This window comes from uncultured Aquimarina sp. (genome assembly GCF_947492965.1).
Taxonomy (GTDB): Bacteria; Bacteroidota; Bacteroidia; order Flavobacteriales; family Flavobacteriaceae; genus Aquimarina.
The window spans coordinates 422,920-441,746 of record NZ_CANLOZ010000004.1; the positions used below are offsets into that span (position 1 = coordinate 422,920).

General features: G+C 33.4%; 16 protein-coding genes. 9 read left to right on the plus strand and 7 right to left on the minus strand.

What is annotated here, in order from left to right; translation table 11 throughout:
• The first annotated feature begins 18 nt into the window (after positions 1–18).
• The 5 genes from Q1B37_RS13030 (at position 19) to Q1B37_RS13050 (ending at position 5,705) form a co-directional block, all read left to right on the plus strand.
• Positions 19–1,404 carry an alpha-amylase family glycosyl hydrolase gene (locus Q1B37_RS13030; protein WP_299899176.1) on the plus strand — a complete coding sequence of 462 codons (1,386 nt, stop codon included), beginning with the start codon at positions 19–21 and terminating at the stop codon, positions 1,402–1,404.
• 299 nt (positions 1,405–1,703) lie between these two features.
• Positions 1,704–2,450, plus strand: a complete 747-nt coding sequence (locus Q1B37_RS13035; RefSeq protein WP_299899178.1) for a T9SS type A sorting domain-containing protein — start codon at positions 1,704–1,706, stop codon at positions 2,448–2,450.
• Between the two features lie 266 nt (positions 2,451–2,716).
• Positions 2,717–3,703 (plus strand): 6-phosphofructokinase, encoded by a 987-nt coding sequence (gene pfkA, locus Q1B37_RS13040; RefSeq protein WP_299607055.1) that lies wholly within the window; start codon positions 2,717–2,719, stop codon positions 3,701–3,703.
• Positions 3,704–3,745: 42 nt separating this feature from the next.
• Positions 3,746–4,747, plus strand: coding sequence for a type I glyceraldehyde-3-phosphate dehydrogenase (gene gap, locus Q1B37_RS13045; RefSeq protein WP_299607056.1), 1,002 nt, complete (start codon positions 3,746–3,748; stop codon positions 4,745–4,747).
• Positions 4,748–4,835: 88 nt separating this feature from the next.
• Complete coding sequence (locus tag Q1B37_RS13050) at positions 4,836–5,705, plus strand: BadF/BadG/BcrA/BcrD ATPase family protein (protein WP_299607057.1); 870 nt, start codon at positions 4,836–4,838, stop codon at positions 5,703–5,705.
• Between the two features lie 42 nt (positions 5,706–5,747).
• Here the strand turns inward: Q1B37_RS13050 and Q1B37_RS13055 are convergent, their stop codons facing one another.
• The 6 genes from Q1B37_RS13055 to Q1B37_RS13080 form a co-directional block, all read right to left on the minus strand.
• A complete protein-coding gene (locus Q1B37_RS13055; protein ID WP_299899180.1) occupies positions 5,748–6,122 on the minus strand; it encodes a hypothetical protein in 375 nt (124 codons plus the stop codon).
• A 41-nt stretch (positions 6,123–6,163) separates the two neighbouring features.
• On the minus strand, positions 6,164–7,981 hold the full coding sequence (locus tag Q1B37_RS13060; RefSeq protein WP_299899182.1) for an ATP-binding protein: 1,818 nt from the start codon (positions 7,979–7,981) through the stop codon (positions 6,164–6,166).
• A gap of 10 nt (positions 7,982–7,991) precedes the next feature.
• Entirely contained in the window at positions 7,992–8,576 is a 585-nt protein-coding gene (locus Q1B37_RS13065; protein ID WP_299899183.1) for a DUF4202 domain-containing protein, read from the minus strand.
• 62 nt (positions 8,577–8,638) lie between these two features.
• Complete coding sequence (nirD, locus tag Q1B37_RS13070) at positions 8,639–9,016, minus strand: nitrite reductase small subunit NirD (protein ID WP_299607061.1); 378 nt, start codon at positions 9,014–9,016, stop codon at positions 8,639–8,641.
• A gap of 45 nt (positions 9,017–9,061) precedes the next feature.
• Positions 9,062–11,578, minus strand: coding sequence for a nitrite reductase large subunit NirB (gene nirB / locus Q1B37_RS13075; protein WP_299899185.1), 2,517 nt, complete (start codon positions 11,576–11,578; stop codon positions 9,062–9,064).
• A gap of 160 nt (positions 11,579–11,738) precedes the next feature.
• A complete protein-coding gene (locus Q1B37_RS13080) occupies positions 11,739–13,046 on the minus strand; it encodes a hypothetical protein (RefSeq protein ID WP_299899187.1) in 1,308 nt (435 codons plus the stop codon).
• 270 nt (positions 13,047–13,316) lie between these two features.
• Here Q1B37_RS13080 and Q1B37_RS13085 point away from each other — a divergent pair, with 270 nt between their 5' ends.
• Positions 13,317–14,003 carry a response regulator transcription factor gene (locus tag Q1B37_RS13085; protein WP_299899189.1) on the plus strand — a complete coding sequence of 229 codons (687 nt, stop codon included), beginning with the start codon at positions 13,317–13,319 and terminating at the stop codon, positions 14,001–14,003.
• An 18-nt stretch (positions 14,004–14,021) separates the two neighbouring features.
• Here Q1B37_RS13085 and Q1B37_RS13090 read toward each other — a convergent pair whose 3' ends face one another.
• Positions 14,022–14,855 (minus strand): type IV pili methyl-accepting chemotaxis transducer N-terminal domain-containing protein, encoded by an 834-nt coding sequence (locus Q1B37_RS13090; protein WP_299607065.1) that lies wholly within the window; start codon positions 14,853–14,855, stop codon positions 14,022–14,024.
• 453 nt (positions 14,856–15,308) lie between these two features.
• On the opposite strand from Q1B37_RS13090, the gene Q1B37_RS13095 reads away from it, so the two are divergent.
• The 3 genes from Q1B37_RS13095 to Q1B37_RS13105 all read left to right on the plus strand — a co-directional run bounded on the left by Q1B37_RS13095 (position 15,309) and on the right by Q1B37_RS13105 (position 18,812).
• Positions 15,309–16,715 carry a CmpA/NrtA family ABC transporter substrate-binding protein gene (locus tag Q1B37_RS13095; RefSeq protein ID WP_299899191.1) on the plus strand — a complete coding sequence of 469 codons (1,407 nt, stop codon included), beginning with the start codon at positions 15,309–15,311 and terminating at the stop codon, positions 16,713–16,715.
• Positions 16,716–16,843: 128 nt separating this feature from the next.
• Positions 16,844–17,938: an ABC transporter permease gene (locus tag Q1B37_RS13100; RefSeq protein WP_299899193.1), complete on the plus strand. Its 1,095-nt coding sequence runs from the start codon at positions 16,844–16,846 to the stop codon at positions 17,936–17,938.
• 10 nt (positions 17,939–17,948) lie between these two features.
• Complete coding sequence (locus Q1B37_RS13105) at positions 17,949–18,812, plus strand: ABC transporter ATP-binding protein (RefSeq protein WP_299899195.1); 864 nt, start codon at positions 17,949–17,951, stop codon at positions 18,810–18,812.
• The last annotated feature ends 15 nt before the right edge of the window (positions 18,813–18,827 follow it).

Here is an 18,827-nt window from a genome sequence, read left to right on the forward strand (position 1 = left end):
AAAATCAAACTAGAACAAATGAAAAGAATAATCTTAGGTCTTTTATTAGCGGGTATTGTAACTTCTTGCGGAAAGACAAAAAAGGAAGAAACCGTCGCAGAGGTCACGGAAACTATTACTGAGGAAGCAAAAGAGGAACTAGCACCAATAAGTAATGCAATGATGGAAAATGCTGTTATATATGAAGCTAACATACGACAGTATTCAGAAGAAGGATCTTTTAAAGCTTTTACTAAAGACATTCCAACATTAAAAAATCTTGGAGTAAAAGTATTATGGGTTATGCCAATATATCCAATATCAACAACTAAAAGTAAAGGTCCATTAGGAAGCTATTATGCTATTTCGGATTACACAAAAGTAAATCCTGAATTTGGAACTTTAGAAGATTTTAGAGATTTAGTAAAGACTGCTCATGATAATGGTATCTATGTAATATTGGATTGGGTTGCTAATCATACTGGTTGGGATCATGTTTGGTTAAAAGAACATCCAGAATTTTATACTAAAGATGATAAAGGTGAAATAACACATACGGTAGGAACCGATTGGACAGATGTAGCAGATCTTAATTATGATAATCAGGAGATGAGAGCAGAAATGTTAAAAGCTATGCAATATTGGTTAAAAGAAGAAGGAGTAGATGGTTTTCGTTGTGACGTAGCCGGAATGGTGCCTGTTGATTTTTGGGATGCTACTGTGGCTGAACTAAAGAAAATAAAACCAGTATTTATGTTAGCCGAAGGATGGGAACCAGAATTGATGGAGAACGCATTCGATATGGGATATGGATGGGATACACATCATGTAATGAATCATATCGCAAAGGGAGAGAATACTGTAGCGGCTTGGGATAAGAGAATGAAACAAGTAGATTCTATGTATGCTGTAGATGATATATTAATGAATTTTACTTCTAATCATGATGAAAACTCGTGGAATGGTACCGTACAGGAAAGAATGGGAGATGCTAAAGAACTATTTGCAGTATTATCCTATGTAGCACCGGGAATGCCATTAATATATTCTGGACAAGAATATGATATGGATAAACGTTTGTTATTCTTTGAAAAGGATACCATTATTAAAAAGAAAGGAGTGTTTTATCCATTATACGAAAAACTAGGTAAGCTAAAAAATGAGAATATAGCATTACACGGAGGAAAAAGTGCTGCTTCTTATGAAAGAATAAAAACTTCTGCTGATGATAAAGTTTTAGCGTTTAAACGTGAAAAGGAAAATAATAAAGTGATTTTTGTGGCGAACATGACAAAAGAACCTGTGAAATTTACCGCAGAATATGAAGGAGAGTTTAAAGAATATCTTTCTGGTGAATCTATAATGGGTACCAAAGGACAAGAATATGACTTAGATCCATGGCAATACTTAATTTTAATTGAGTAGTTAAGCTAGATAAAAGGAATTGTAAAAGCAGTGTTTCTAAAACACTGCTTTTTTGTTTTTTAAATTATGATGGCGTTAAAGTTTCTAAATTGTAATCTAGGATAGTTTGGAAAGATGAATTTGAAATAAAGATTATAAATTGATCTTTTTTATTGAGTTATGTTATTTTATAATTAATTAAGGGAATTTTCCCTTAATTAAAAGGTGTTTCCACAATAAAATGAAGCAGTATTTCCATAATTTAGAGATTCAGATTTAGCTAAATCAATTATTTCTAACCATTAAACTTCATTTTAATTATGAAAACTCTTAAAACACTTTTATTCATTTGCTTTTTCGCTTTTAATTTTTCGGTGATCAATGCGCAAATTAAAATTGGTCAAGGGGTAACATCTCCAAATGATTGGGTTGATTACAACACGACGGGAATCTATGTAGATGTAGATACGAAATCTTGTGGTTTTACTACGACACCTCATTATTTAGTAACCTTGGAATCCATAAGTAACAAAGGGTTTCATTGGTATATTTCTGGGGTTCCTTCAATTTATAATACAACACCAACTGGTTTTAGAGTATATCTGCGATGGACAGATGCTCCATCTGATTTGCCTACTGTCGGATCTCTTAATTTTCCTAATCCTTTAAGAGCAAGTACGGCTCAGGATAGAGATTGGGTGATTCGTTGGACTGCTATAGAAATGCAAGATTGCTCACCATCTAGATTAGATAGTAGTGCAGTAAATACTATTTTTTCTGGTGCTTTTGGAAAAGATGGTGATATCTTACCTAAAGATAATAATGGAGTTGCGGTAGATACTACTCCAGAGAATAACCTTAAAATATTTCCAAATCCTAGTAATAATATTCTTAATGTAGAATATAAAGGAAGAATTGAAAAACATGAAATTTATAATTTAAACTTTCAATTATTAGGAACATATCATTCTAATACAATTGATATTAAGAAGTTTCCAAAAGGGAATTACTTATTAAAAACCTATACCTCTCAAGATGGAATAGTTACTAAACAATTTGTGAAGTAAAAATTTTATAAAGTTTATAATTTTAAGTTTAAAATTTTAAGGAACGGTTTATGAATGTAAGCCGTTTTTTGATTTTGTATGAATTATAAAGGAAATATACTCATGTTTATACAATTTTGAAATTTTACTTATTCCTTAACATTTTAGATATAAATATGTTAAAACCGTACCTTTTTTGTCAGCAATTACTGAATTTATTAACCGAAAACGTTTTAGATTTTAGGCAAATTAGGTTATTGTGATCAATAACAATAGATTTGGCTTCAATGATGGAAAAAGTGAAAAATATTGCGGTTCTAACTTCTGGAGGAGATGCTCCAGGTATGAACGCTGCTATTAGAGCAGTTGTTCGTGCATGTAGTTATTATGAGGTTGAATGTTTTGGTGTGTATAAAGGTTATGAAGGTCTTATACATAACGAAATGGAAAAACTAAATGCGCGTTCAGTAAGAAATATTATAAATAAAGGAGGAACTTTTCTAAAATCAGCACGTTCCAATGACTTCAGGACAGAAGAAGGTAGAAAAAAAGCCCATGATAATCTTATCAAAAACAATATAGATGCTCTTATAGTAATAGGAGGTGATGGAAGTTTTACCGGAGCTTTAAAATTATCAGAAGAATTCAATTTTCCGGTAGTAGGTATTCCAGGTACTATAGATAATGATATTAATGGAACAGATTATACCATTGGATATGATACTGCACTAAATACGGTTGTAGAAGCAATTGATAAAATACGAGATACGGCAAGTTCGCATAACAGATTATTTTTGATCGAAGTTATGGGAAGAGATGCAGGAGATATTGCTCTAAATGCAGGAATTGGAGCAGGAGCAGAGGAAATACTAATTCCTGAAGAAGATATGGGGATTGATAGACTTATAGAGTCCCTTAGAAAAAGTAAAAAAACAGGAAAGACATCTAGTATCATAGTAGTTGCTGAAGGAGATAAGTCCGGAAAGAATATTTTCGAATTAGGAGAATATGTAGAAGAAAATTTGGAAGATTATGAAGTTAGAGTTTCAGTACTAGGTCATATACAAAGGGGTGGTGCACCAAGCTGTTATGATCGAGTTTTGGCAAGCAAATTAGGAGTAGGCGCCGTAGAAACTTTATTAGAGGGAAAAAGCCAGGTAATGATCGGAATTGTGCACAAACAGGTTACAATCGTACCGCTTACCACAGCTTTAGGGAAAAGAACACATAAACACGATAGATTAATAAAAGTAGCTGATATAACTTCAGTTTAAATATAACCACGTTTTAAATCAAAAACAACTAAATTATTAAGTATGAGTACGTTAAAAATTGGAATTAACGGTTTCGGTAGAATTGGAAGAATTGCCTTTAGAATTGCTTCTAAACGCGAGAATGTAGAAATAGTAGCTATTAACGATTTGTTAGATGTAAACCACCTGGCTTATTTGTTAGAGTACGATTCCGTTCACGGAAAGTATGATGGAACTATAGCAGTAGAAGATGGGAAGTTAGTGGTAGATGGCAAAGCAATTCGTGTTACTGCAGAAAGAAACCCTGAAGATTTAAAGTGGGACGAAGCTGGAGTAGAAGTAGTAATGGATTGTACAGGTATTTTCACCACTTTAGATAAAGCGGATGCTCATTTAAAAGCAGGAGCTAAAAAGGTAGTGATTTCTGCACCTTCTGCTGATGCACCAATGTTTGTAATGGGGGTAAATCATAAAGATGTTAAGCCAACAGATACTATTGTTTCTAATGCATCTTGTACAACAAATTGTTTAGCTCCTTTAGCTAAAGTAATCAATGATAATTTTGGTATAGAAGAAGGATTAATGACTACAGTGCATGCAGCTACAGCTACACAGGCGGTGGTAGATGCTCCATCTAAAAAGAACTTTAGATTAGGAAGATCTTCCCTAAATAACATTATTCCTTCATCAACAGGAGCTGCAAAAGCGGTAGGTAAAGTTATTCCAGAGTTAAATGGAAAGCTTACAGGAATGGCATTCAGAGTTCCAACGGCTGATGTTTCTGTGGTAGATCTTACTGTAAGAACTAAGAAATCTGTATCTTATGATGAACTTAAGGCAGTTGTGAAAAAGGCTTCAGAAAACGAATTGAAAGGTGTACTAGCATATACAGATGAAGATGTAGTATCACAAGATTTTGTTGGAGAAGATCATACTTCTACTTTCGATGCGGGAGCAGGAATTGCTTTAAACGACAATTTCTTTAAGTTGGTATCTTGGTATGATAATGAATATGGATACTCATCTAAATTAGTTGATCTTTCATCCTACGTAGGAAATCTATAAGGAGTAATATATGATATTGCCCTGATTTCGGAATGTTATTAGGGCTTTTTTCTTAGATATACATACACACACAACAAATTTTTTTTAAATGATTTTAATAGCTGACGGTGGTTCTACTAAGTGCGATTGGATTCTCCTTGATGATGTAGGGGAAATCGTGTTTAAAACGCGTACAGAAGGATTAAATCCTGCTGTATTTGAAAAGTCTTTGTTAGAAAAGCGAGTTCGAGCTAATGCCGAGTTAACCGAACATAGTACAACAATTGAGGCAGTTCACTTTTATGGAGCAGGATGTGGTACGGAGAAACCAGCTGCGATGCTAAAAAAAGTGTTTGAAAACTTTTTTGTCAATGCAGATGTTATTGTAAGAGAAGATATGGTAGCAGCAGTGTATGCTGCAACTACAGAACCTGGTATTGTGTGTATTTTAGGAACAGGTTCTAACAGCTGCTATTTCGATGGTGATAATATACACATGGCCGTAGATTCATTAGGGTATATTTTAATGGATGAAGCTAGTGGGAACTATTTTGGAAAACGGCTGATAAGAGATTATTATTATAAAAGGATGCCTCCAGAGGTGGCAGGAGAGTTTGAAAAACGTTTCGACCTTTCCTCTGATACTATAAAAGAAAATTTATATAAAAAGGAAAATCCTAATACCTATCTAGCATCATTTGCAGAGTTTATTTTTACAAGTGAACGTAACGGATACTTTTATAAAATTATTACAGAAGGAATTCAGGAATTTGTAGAAACTAGGGTTTTATGTTTCCCTGAAGCACAAAATGTACCAGTACACTTCATTGGATCTATTGCACATTTCAGTGAGGATATTATCCGAGCAGCGGTATGGCCTTATCATTTAACGGTTGGTAATATCGTAAGAAGACCAATTGACGGTATTATAGATTATTACCGCAATGATGTGATTCAGAAAAATCCAAATAACGTCTAGGTAAGATAAGGTTACCTTGAAGAAAATTAAAAGAAGGAGAAATTAATGGTAATGTTCTAAAATTATCAGATTTTCTCCTTTTTCCATTTTCCATAAGCTGGCTACAAAAAAATAAGACCCTTCAAAATCCTCGTAATCACAACCTACAAAATAATCATCATCATCTTTGATTATTTTTTCGCAGATATGTTTTTTCATTTCATTGTGCCAAAAACTGTCATTTTCTTCTTGATCAATCCAATCTATTACATCCCTTTCAGAAATAATTCCTAGTTGTGTTTTGTTGTCCGAAATTAGTTTTTCAACCTCTTTTTCCTTAAGATATTTAACAAACTTTTTGCTAATGGTCTCTTCCTTCCAAATTCTTTTGGAATCCCAGTTCATTAAATACTTTATGTTTTCCTTTGTTGTTTTCACTCTTCTTTTTTGGGGAATAATTCTGGGTAAAAGTATATATTTTATTTATTAAAATTGTAATTTAAGGTAATTCTTGTTCCTTTTTCGGGTGTACTACTTATAAATATTCGGCCATTTATATAGTTCATTCGCTCTTTCATAAAAAATAGCCCCATTCCACCTTCGGCATTGTTTTTTGGCTTATCCGGAATTTTACTTAGATCAAAACCTTTACCATTATCTTCAATACTAATACTTAAAACGGATTCTGAGCTATTTATTTTAATGAGTATGTACTCAGAATTAGCATATTTAATAGCATTATTTACGGCTTCTTGTGTAACCCTATATAAATTGGTTTCGACTAACGAATCAAAACGAATATCTGTGTCAGATGTGTCTTGGAGAATGATGTTTTTGCTGGTTAGTTTGGTTAATTCTTTTGCCATTTTCTGAAGGGCAATACTAATACCATAATCTTTTAATTCTGGAGGTGTAAGATTAAAGGTGGCAGTTCTAATCCCAAGAATCAAATCTTTGGATAATTTTTTTAATCCTTCAATTTTTTGATTTGTTTTCTCTACATTCTCCGTGTTAATCGATTCTATATTAAATTTTAATGCAGTAAGCATTTGGCCAATACTATCATGAATTTCTTTGGCAATTCGTTTTCTTTCCTCTTCTTGCGCTTCTACTATCTGACTGGCATTTGATTTTTGTAATTCCTCTTTTTGGCGATATTCTAAATCTGTTAACCTTTTAATTTCTAATTGAGCTTCTTTTCTTTTAGAAATATCAGAACAAAGAACCAACCTTTCACTATTACCAGATTCCTTAAATACATTAAGGATAGAAATGTCCAACCACATTTTTTGACCTTCACTTGTAGTAAATTCAAATTCTTCATTAAAAACACCACCTTTGTTTTGTGCAATAAGAAGCAAAAGTCTATTGGTTTGTAATTCGCTTAATTTCATAAGTTCAACAAGGTTTTTTTGATCTACTTTTTGATCTACATTTAGAACTTTTCGAAATCGTTCACCTAAATTTTTAATAAATCCTTGTTCATTTACTCTAGCGTAAAGCAATGTTTGATCTAATGCTTTGGTTAAAGAAATAAGTTCTTGTACATTTTCATTTTGAATTTTCCTCAGTTTCTCAGCATTTTTTGCCATATCAGTTGCATCTTTCTGTGAGATCAGAAGATCAAATATGGTCTTTTTAATACTTAGTGCTACAGGTCTAAATAATAGGAAAAACTCAAAGACTAAGATTAAAATAATCAATCCAAAGAGTAAATATTCTATCTGTTTAAGGCTTGAAATTTTTTCTTGTGCATCTTTTTCATACCTAAATACAATAGCATCCATTTGTTTCAGGAAAAGAGGTTCGTTGAAGATAACACTATTTAGATATGGGGTTAATATTTCATTGTTAATGGAATCATTTCGGGCTAATGAAACTATTTGCAAACTATTTTCATAAATAGTTTCGAAATAGGGTTGTAAAACCAGGAACATCCGCTTGATTTCGGTACTATCATTTTTACCTTTAGGAATCGAATCATTATAGCGTCTTAATCTCTCGTGGGATGTTTTCCAAAGACTAATGGTTGCTTCTAAGTCATTCAAATATCTTTTTTTGGATATAGAATTAGTAGCATTGCTAAGTAGTAATAGTTCCTTAGTAAGCTTTTGGCTTAACATTCTTTGTCTACCAGAAATATTTATGATTTTAGAATCATCAATCTGAGAATTAAGATATCGTTGAATAAAGAACTGACCTCCGATAGTGAAAATAGCAATAGCGCCTAGCGCAATAATATAAATTTTACTAAGGCGATTAAACGTTTGAAGATCTAGTGACTCTAATTTATTCAATTTAACAAAATTAACCGATCGCTTTTTGTATCAATTCCAGTCCTTTTTCAGTATACGATAATTGCAATGCCGCTTCCTGTCCTCGTTCAGACATTTTTCTCCATGTTTTTTGCAATATATCTATGACTTTTTCGTCAGAATGCTTTTCGAAAAAGTCGGTATAGTAGAACTCTAAAAAAACCAAACAAATTACATCTTCTAAGATTTGGGTTCCCTCATCTTTTTTAAGTTTCTTTTTCTGTATTAAAAATGAAACTCTATCTATCATTTCCTGATCATACCCAACTTCTGACATGATTTCAGAAGTCTTAGCTGCATGAAACTTTTTCAGTTCTTCTCTCCATTTTAAATAGCCAACACGGTCCATTGGATACTGGTTTCGTGGTATTTCCCAGCGACATATATGTTGAGCTCTAGCTGCTATTTCTAATGCTTCAGAAGGGGTCTTTTCGAACTTAGAAAGTGTAGCGCTCATTCTTTGTCCATAAATTAACTCTTTTGCTACATGTTCCTTATTAACATTTTCCGTATTCGGATCTTGAGCATTTAATTTATCGATAAGCGAAAAAACTTGGTCTAATTTTGTGGTTGGCATAAAAGTAAACTATGATTAGAATACTTGCTAATGTAAGGCTTTTATAAGGAATATAATATTGATTATTCTTCAAAACCGATAAATACGGTTCCGTCTTCTACCTTAACAGGGTATGTAGCAATAGCAGCTAAATCCCCATTTAAATTTTCACCACTTTCTAAAGAAAACGTTTTTTTATGCATCGGGCAAGCAACTTTCGGTATTCCTGAGTGATCTCCAATCATTCCTCTACTTAGAACCATTTCCATTTTGTGAGGACACACATTTTGACACGCGTACCATGCATTTTTTCTTTCAAAATTAAAGACAGCAATCTGTTTTCCTTTGTATTTAACGCAAGCACCTCCATTTTTTGGAAAATCTTCTACTTTAGCTGCTTCAAACCAAACTTTTACACTCTCTAAACTAGTAGTCTTGTATATTTCTAAAATTTCTTCCATACTCTTACTATTTTACATACTTGTTAGACTCATTTCCTGGATAGTCTACTTCCAATGTTGTGGCATTTTTTGATCTCTTAATGGAACGAACACCAAGTTATCATCGGTATCGTCACTATTTACAAAATGATTGAAACGTTTCATGATTTCTTCATCCTGTATGGCTTGAGTCCATTCACATTGGAAAGAATCAACAAGCTTTGCCATTTCATTTTCAAGCTCTTCCGCTAATTGTAGTTTATCGTTTACAACAACTTCTTTTAAATAATCAATCCCACCTTCTAAATTATCTAACCACTTTGCTGTTCTTTCAAGCGGAGCTGCAGTTCTGATGTAATACATCAAAAATCTGTCGATGTATTTGATTACAGTTTCATTATCTATTTGCTCTGCTAATAATTCTGCGTGTCTAGGATTCGCTCCACCGTTTCCACAAACGTATAAATTCCATCCTCCTTCTACTGCGATGACACCAAAATCTTTACATCTTGCTTCAGCACATTCTCTAATGCATCCAGATACACCTCCTTTTATTTTGTGAGGAGATCGTAATCCTTTATAACGTTCTTCTAATTCTATAGCGAAGCTCACACTTTCATCCATTCCATATCTGCACCATGTAGATCCAACACAACTTTTTACAGTTCGAAGAGATTTACCGTATGCATGCCCACTTTCAAAACCGTGGTCTATTAGATCTTTCCAAATTAACGGTAATTGATCCAATCTAGCCCCAAAAAAGTCCACTCGTTGACCACCCGTTATTTTTGTATACAAATCGTATTTTTTTCCTACTTCTCCAAGAACAATAAGTTTTTCTGGAGTAATTTCTCCTCCAGGAATTCTAGGTACTACAGAATATGTTCCATTTCGTTGAATATTTGCTAGAAAACGATCATTAGAGTCTTGAATTACTGTTTCTTCATTAGCTGTGTCGGCGTATAAACTCGCCATGATAGAGGCAATTACAGGTTTACATACTTCACATCCATCACCTTTACCATAGGTATCTAGTACTTCATCATAAGTTCTATAACCTTTTACTTTAATAATATCATAAAGTTCTTGTCTGTTATAATCAAAATGCTCGCAGATGTTGTCTTTTACTTCTTTTCCTAATGAAGTTAAAGTAGCATTTACTAAATCTTTTACCATTGGTTTACATCCACCACATCCTGTTCCAGCTTTTGTACATGAAATTACTTCTCCAAGATCATTAGCTTCACCACTTTCTATGGCACCACATATTTGTCCTTTGGTAACACTCTCACAGGAACAAATCTGTGCATCATCTGGTAGATCCATTACATCCCCTAAAAGAGCACCTCCATCAGCACCTCTGCTTCCTAGGATAAGATCTTCCGGCTCTTCAGGGAGTTTTAAGCCATTAATATAAATTTGGAAAAGTGAGTTGTAATCTGAAGAATCTCCAACTAAAATACCACCTAATAGTTTAGTGCCATCTTTAGAGACGTTGATTTTCTTGTAAACTCCTTTGCGTTTATTTTCATAAGTAATCTCATCTACTTCTTTTTTTGCTTCATTTAGTGCGTCTCCGAAACTAGCAACCTCGGTACCAATCAATTTTAATTGAGTAGACATATCGATATACTCGGGCATTTCACGAGTGCCGCCAGTAATTTGATCAACAGCAATTTCTGCCATGTCATAACCAGGAGCTACCAATCCATAAATCATACTATTTAATAAGGCACATTCTCCTATGGCATAAATAGATTCATCCGAAGTCTGCATTTGCTGGTTTACTACGATGCCTCCTCTAGTTCCTACTTCTAATCCAGCTTCTTTTGCAACTTCATCACGAGGTCTTATACCAGCAGAAACGACTAACATATCTACTTTTAATTCTGTATCATCTATATATTGTAGTCCTTCAATCGCTTTTGCACCTTGTATAAACTTTGTTTGTTTCGATAGATGTACTTGTAACCCTAAGCTTTCTATTTTAGCTTGTAGCATATCACTTGCTCCTTTATCCAATTGTCTTGGCATTAATCTAGGAGCAAATTCTACCACATGTGCATTTAGTCCAAGGTTTTTTACTGCATTGGCAGCTTCTAAGCCTAATAATCCTCCACCAAGAACTGCAGCTTCTGTTTTGCCTTGAGCCTTTAATTTTTTTGCGTACGCTTCTGTAGCTTCTAAATCTTCAATTGTTCGATATACAAAAACACCTTCTTTATCAACACCTTCAATCGGAGGAACGAAAGCAGAAGATCCAGTAGCTAATACAAGATAGTCATAGGAATAAGTGTCACCACGATGATTGGCTACTGTTTTTTGTTCTCTATTAATCTCAGTAATCATTTCTGAAATATGAAGATCTATGTTATTTTCCTCATACCAACTAGCTGTTGACATACTTAGGTCTTCAGCAGTTTTACCATCGTAAAATTCACTTAAATGTACTCTGTCATAAGCTCGTCTTGGTTCTTCCCCAAATACGATTAACTTATAATCATTAAACTTTTCTGAGGCTACAAACTTTTCGCAAAACTTATAACCTACCATTCCGTTACCTATTACTACAACCTTCTTCATTAGTTACGTATTTAAAATTCAAAATTAAGTATTAATACGTATTTAATTAATAAGAATTACGTAATTATATATGTTTGTCATTGAGAAATTCGAAATAATGCATAAAAAAACCTGCAAAATATAATTGCAGGTTTTCATAAATAAACTAAAATCGGTTGATTTATTCTTTTGATTTATTCCATTTAAATAAGTTTGGGTTTACTGTTAGCATTACCCATCCCCAATTTTGTATACTATCAGCTTCTCCACCAGCTCTTGCATTGGCAAAATCTTCATCAAGAAAAGACTGTGAGTACCCAATGTTTAATTTAGCGTATGAAGTAATTTTTTGCGTAAACACTAAATCTACTGATGTACCATATGAGCCAGCTTCATATGAAGCTCCATTAAATGCAGCATCTTCTAAACCTGAAAAATAATGTGCTTTGGTTAGTAATGTTGATTTTTCACCTAGTTTAAATACAGCTTTAACATTAAGATCTAATAATCCACCATTGTTTGCATGACGACCTACGTAGAAGAAGTCTTGAAAACCGTTAAACTTGTGATTTGTTCCGAAAAGCGGAAAAAATGCTTCCGTTTTATCTGCAGTATCAGGATCGTTACCACTTAGAATTTCGGCTCCTATTCCAAATAAAGTTTTACCCGGTTTATAGGTTAAATTTAACATCGCTTGGTAAGCGCCAATACTCACTGTTTCTGTAAAGTCTCCAAACTGATAATAAAAACTACCGTCTAAACCAAATGCACCTTTTTTATACTTACTGTAAACCCCAGTGGTATGTCGGGAAATAAATCGGTCTATAGCAGCTCCGGTTCCGTCAAGAGCTTGAAACTGATTGTTTAAGAAGAGAAAACTTCCTGAAAATGATTCACTGAATTTATTGTTTAAGTGTAAAAACTGTAATGATTTATACTGAAACACAGGTTGTCCAGCACCTGAAGGTTGGAAAACATTACCGAAATTACTAATTCCGTTTTGGTTAAACGCAAAACCAACATCTAGTTTTAAGCCAGAGTTTTTGTAACGTATCAAAGCTGCATCGTGAGTTCTTTGTTGATCAGCCCATCCAAGAGCTCCTAAAATTCTCTGATCGTCATAGCTTAAGAATTGACGTCCTACTTTTGTGGACCATCCGCCGCCGAGAGAAAGTAATGCCCAGGCACGGTTTACTCTAAATCCACCATTTCCTTGGTCATCAGCAGTAGAAAGTTGAGGTCTATCACCCCATACACTTGTACCTTGTAAATCTAAAAAAGTTGTGATTTTGGAATCACTATATTTAACCAATAAAGCAGAACGTTGTGATACGAAGGCAGATCCTTCCACATCTTCTGGTGCAACATCTTGAAAACCATGACGATATTCGAATCGAGGTCGAACCATAGCATCTACACTTAACTCTTGCGCTTCTCCCTTAAATACCATCACCGTGAATAGTATGGTAAAGAATAATTTGTTTTTCATCTCTTAAGTTTTTGTTTAATGTGTGTTATAAATTGTTCACACCATTGCTAAGTTTTTTCAATTAATCCTATTAGCTGATATATTAATTGAATTTTTCAAAACTAAGTATTAATACGTATATTCTTTGTGTTTTTTAGATAAAAATACTTATTTTTATTTCAAAGATTATCAATTTCTAGAAGCCTTTTTTGAATTATTCATATCTTTGACTCAGAGAAGGGCGTATTGATACGTAAATTATAGTAATCACAAATTAAGTATTGAGTTAAAATGGTAAGTATTGTATTAGTGGATGATCATTTTTTGGTTAGAGATGGAATTCGTTCTCTTTTAGAAGATGAAGAACAATATAAGGTTATCGGAGAGGCCTCTAATGGTAAGGATGCAATAGATTTGGTACAATCTCTAAATCCAGATATTGTAATTTGTGATATTAGAATGCCTGAAATGTCTGGGATAGAAACTGTAGAGAAGCTAACTGAATTATCTGTAGCTTCTAAATCCATTATGTTGTCTATGCATGACTCGGATGAGTATATTTTGCAATCGATCAATGCTGGTGCAGATGGTTATTTGCTAAAAGACGCAGGAAAAGAGGAGTTTTTGAAAGCCTTATCTACTGTTAGTAAAGGAAATAAGTATTTTAGCGGTGATGTTTCTTCTATATTAGTAAAGAACTTACTTAATAAAGGTAGTGCTAAAAAAGCAGATCAAATAGAGGAAAAGTCGGATGTAAAGGTGAAGCAAGTGAAGAACAACCCTTTTGATTTAACAAAAAGAGAAAATCAAATTTTGAAATTGGCTGTTTCTGGTATGACTAACAAGGATATCGCTTCGGAATTAGAAATTAGTAAACGAACAACAGAAGTTCATCGTTTTAATCTGATGAAAAAAATGGGGGTTAAAAATGTATTGGAACTTAGCAAAAAAGCCAGAGAATTTGATATGATTCCCTGACTTTAAGAAGCTAATCCACTAATTGTTTGCTATTCCTTCGTATAAACCTGTAATTTTATTAAAGGACTTTGTTAACTGGTTTGTGGTCGCAAACATTTCTTGTAAAGGGAATTCACCGTTAAGTAATCCTCTTTGATTTGTTTGAAACTTTTCCCAATACGACATTACAACTCCTAACTCTTCTTCGATCTCTGTGCTGTTATAGCTACTTATAAGTAATTCTCCAATGGTAGTATCGAATTTTTGGTAAGTTTCACTAAGTATTTTCTTAAATTCAGGACCTTCGCCTTTAAACATAGTTGCAGCAGTATAATAAAGACATAGTCTTTGTGATAACATACGTTGTCTTCCTGAAATATTGATAGTTTTTGCAAAATCCTTATTCTTATTTTGAAAAAACTGATTATTATAATTATAACTGTTTTCTATACTGATTACGACGTCATTACAGGCTTTTAGCAAAGCTGTGTTTGTTTTTACAATACGCAAAGAGTTTTGTACATCCGGCGGGCTCATAATAATAGCCTTAAAATCATTCCATAAAGTTTGTACTTTTTTTAGCGATAACTTTGTAGAGGAGCTTGTAGCATTTGTGGTAAGTATTTGAAGTTGTTTCTCAAATATAAATTTGCTCGAGTTTAATTCTTTTTTAATAGAAGGATCGCTAATTCCTTTGGCCATTAATAAGTATGCTTTCGAAATTTTCTGTGATAACATACGTTGTTTTCCTGATACATTAATCGCTTTGGCGTAAGTTATAGATCCAAAGCTATTAGATTGAGCATTTATTGTGACGCACGTTATTAAGAAAATAAAAATGACGGGCAAGGTTTTAATAGTTCTTTTTTTCATAAATAATTTTTTAAGAAATTATACTTTTTAGTGCTATAGTATGGTATGAACTTGGGTAAATTAATACTTACAAACTAAGAAGAAAATGTTTACGTTTTTGAAGTAATTTAGTACGAAAATACTTATTTTTTTTTGAGAATACCAAATATTTGGTACGTAGTTTTTTTTGTGTAAAACGGGATTCTTTCTAAATATGGATAAACCGTATTAAAAATACTGTAATACAGTTAATATATTGATATTCAAAACATTACAATTTTAATAGTTTTAAAGAGAGTTCATATTTCAATTTTTGACCTATTCAGATTATCAATTATTCAATCTACAACTACCTAATTTGAGAAATACGTAATTAACGCAATAAATACGTATTTTTTTTCCTTAAAACTTTTTTAGTAAGTATTAATACTTAATTTTGTTGTATTCTATTAGCTGAATTTCAAAAATCAAATTATGAAAACAATGAATTTTAAAATAGGGATCTTCTTAACTGCATTGGTTATGTTGTCCTGTGGAGGAGAAAAGAAGAAAGAAATCGCTTCAAGTGGGGAAGAGGCCAAAGAAGAATCATCTAAATTAACTATAGGGAAACCTCAATTAACTTTTGGTTTTATAAAGTTGACGGATATGGCGCCTTTAGCAATTGCAAAAGAAAAAGGTTTTTTCGAGGATGAAGGGCTTTTTGTATCAGTAGAGGCTCAGTCTAACTGGAAAAATGTATTAGATCGTGTGATCGACGGGCAATTAGATGGATCTCATATGTTAGCAGGTCAGCCAATTGCAGCTGGTGCTGGTTTTGGAAGACAAGCGGAGTTGGTGACACCTTTTTCCATGGATTTAAATGGAAATGGAATCACCGTTTCTAACGATGTTTGGTCTAAGATGAAACCAAATGTACCGAAGGGTGAAGATGGAAAACCAATACATCCTATTTCTGCGGAAGCTTTAAAACCTGTTATAGATTCTTATAAGAATGAAGGAAAAGCTTTTAAAATGGGGATGGTATTTCCAGTTTCTACTCATAATTATGAAATACGTTATTGGTTAGCTGCTGCTGGAATTAATCCAGGTATGTATTCGAAAGATAATATTCAGGGTCAGATAGATGCTGAAGTTCTTTTATCTGTAACACCACCACCACAAATGCCAGCTACTTTAGAGGCAGGTACAATATATGGGTATTGTGTAGGAGAGCCATGGAATCAGCAAGCGGTATTTAAAGGTATTGGAGTACCGGTAACTACAAATTACGATATCTGGAAAAATAATCCAGAAAAGGTGTTTGTAATGACTAAAAAATTCGTTGAACAGTATCCTAACACTGCGACAGCTGTAACAAAGGCTTTGATAAGAGCGGGTAAATGGTTAGATACTCCAGGTAATAGAAAAGAAGCGGTAAAAATATTGTCAATGCCAGAATATGTTGGTGCTGATGAGGCAGTTTTAGCAAATTCTATGACAGGAACATTTGAATTTGAAAAAGGTGATAAAAGAGAGATGCCAGATTTTAATGTGTTCTATAGATATGATGCAACGTATCCATTCTATTCTGATGGTATATGGTTTTTAACTCAAATGAGACGTTGGGGGCAAATTCCAGAAAGTAAGCCAGCAGAGTGGTATGATAAAACAATCAAAGATATTTATCGTCCTGACATTTGGACTAAAGCAGCTAATTTATTAGTAGCAGAAGGGCATTTAGAGGCTTCTGAATTACCAAAAACAGATGGGTATAAGCCAGCTACTACAGATTTTATAGATGGTAATAAGTTCGATGCGAAAGATCCTATTGGATACATTAATAGTTTCGGTATTGGAAATAAAGAAAATGTAGAAGGTGTTTCAAGCATAGAGAAATAAAAGAGTTTTCTCTTTTATTTCTCCTTCTCTCAGAAAAAGTAAGTTGAATAATAAGAAACAATCAAGTAATCTCTGACACAAAGCATAATCTGTGAAGATAGTGGTTGGGGAGCAATAAATTAAATGACATGAAAGATAGATCTATTCATATTCTGAATTTTGTAGGATTAGGGTTTTTTGAACCAGCTATTAGATTAGCGGCAGGAGAGGAGACCAAGAAGAATTTAATTGCTTTGTTAAAAAAAGTTTTCTTACCTGTTTTGTCGGTAGGATTGTTTTTGATTTTATGGCATGCCGGAGCTACTTATTTATATAATGTAGAAAAAGATTTTAAAATAGAAAGAGCTCAAGAAGCGTCTGGTGATGCTGGAGTTACTCTAGAGTTACAGAGAATTGAATCTGGAGAGTCTTCTATTAATTCCTTACCATCTCCAGGTGCGGTTTTGGATGCGTTTAAAACATTATTGGCAGATCATAGAAGTATAACAGCAAAGAAAGCAGCTTTTAAAGAAAAAGTAGCTGCTACGAACGCGAAGCGAGAAGAACAAGGATTAGATCCGATAAAATACACAGGAAGACCATCATTTGTAGATCAGATATTTACAAGTTTGAAAACAGTGTTTGCCGGATTCTTTTTAGCATTATTTTTAGCAGTTCCTGTAGGAATTATATTTGGGCTAAGTAGTACGTTAAGATCCTCGTTTAATTGGTTGATTCAGATATTTAAACCAGTTTCTCCGGTGGTTTGGTTCTTATTGGTGTATATGATCGTAAAAACTATGACTTTGAGTTATAATGGAGATGTATCTTTTATAATTTCTTTTATAGCGGTTGGCTTATGTGCCATGTGGGCAACATTAGTGAATACTACTTTAGGAGTTTCAACGGTGGATAAAGACTATATAAATGTTGCTAAGGTTTTAAACTTGGGAGTAGGGCAAAAAGTATTTAAAATTGTTTTGCCTTCATCTTTTCCTTTGATATTTACAGGTCTTAGAATAACTGTTTCTGTTGCGTGGATGGTATTAATTGCGATTGAATTACTTTCTCAAAGTCCTGGTTTAGGAACTTTTGTATGGGAAGAATTTCAGAACGGTGCAAATGATTCAAATGCTAAAATAATAGCAGCAATGTTTGTGATCGGAATCATTGGATTCTTATTAGATAGATTAATGTTTACAGTACAGAAATTTGTAACTTTTACAGAAGAAGCTGCTGCTTAAAAGATATAGTATGGCATACATAGAATTAAGAAATGTTTCTAAGTCATTTGGTACTGGAAAGGATCGTACAGAAGTATTGTCTAATATTAACTTAGAGATAGAAGAGGGTGAGTTTGTTGCTATTGTTGGTTTTACAGGCAGTGGAAAAACAACTTTAATAAATCTAATATCAGGTTTATTAATGCCGGATGAAGGAGAGGTGTTATTTAAAGGTAAGCCTGTGACAGGACCTAGTCATGAAAGAGGTGTTATTTTTCAGAATTATTCTTTATTACCTTGGTTGAACGTTAGAAATAATGTTGGGATGGCGGTAAAAGAGGCGTTTAAAAAAATGTCTAGAAAAGACCGAAATAAGCGTGTGGAAGATTATGTGGAAATGGTAAATCTTTCCCCAGCGATAGGCAAACTTCCAAAAGAACTTTCTGGGGGAATGCGACAAAGGGTTTCTGTTACTAGAGCGTTGTCCATGAGTCCAGAGGTAATACTAATGGATGAGCCATTGAGTGCTTTGGATGCTTTAACGAGAGGAAATCTTCAAAAAGAAATTTTGAATATCTGGAATAAGGACAAAAAAACAGCATTGTTAATTACTAATGATGTCGATGAAGGAATATTGATGGCAGATAGGATCATTCCCTTGAAACCTGGTCCAAAGGCAACGTTGGGGCCAGAATATAAAATAAATCTGGAGCGTCCAAGAGATAAAACGGCTCTTAATCATAATGAAGAGTACAAAAAGCTTCGTAATGGTATTATGGAATATTTGATTCAAATTGGAGAGCAAAGAGCTTCTAAGAAAAGTGCTGATTATGTGTTGCCAGATATAAAACCAGTAATCAAGCCAAAACCTTTTAGAAGATTAAGTTTTAGTTAATAAAAACAGATGAAG